Raw genomic sequence first — 485 nt, forward strand, 5'->3', positions numbered from 1 at the left:
GGCCTGGCCCGTGCTTATCCATCAGGCGAAATCGCTTCTCCTCTGTTTGGAGGGGGCCAGTAGTAAAAATGGATTCACATACGGCGCCCATCAAAACAGGTATGGTTCGCGCGAAAAAGAAATTGCTTCGCAAAAGCAACACCCCCAAAAAATGCCCGGGCCGGCGGTTGTTTTAAATCTAAACTGGCTCGGGCCATGCGGCATGTCTTTGACATCACCGGGTGGTTTTGCAGGCGGCGCATCGACAAGGGACGATGGCGCGAGATGGTTCAAAATAAAGCAAGCCTCTCCAGCGGGGTAGATTCGGGATGATGGACAAGAAAATATCGGGGGATGCCTTTTTCTGGGCATTGCAGGGGATTTGCGCGCTGCATCGCAAGCCATTTTCGGACGCGCTGGCACGCCAGCAACTGGCGGCGCCCTATACGACGCGCTCCCTGGTGGACGCGATGCTGGCCTATGGCTTTGACGCCGTCCACCACAAG

1 protein-coding gene is annotated in these 485 nt (G+C 56.1%); it reads left to right on the top strand.

Features of this window, described 5'->3' with window-relative positions; genetic code table 11:
* On the top strand, positions 1–301 hold a 301-nt coding region (locus tag AC1D0P_RS28755), incomplete at its 5' end, for a hypothetical protein (RefSeq protein ID WP_477679850.1).
* Positions 302–485 lie beyond the last annotated feature (184 nt).

The organism is Polaromonas sp. P1_G2, from assembly GCF_056405515.1.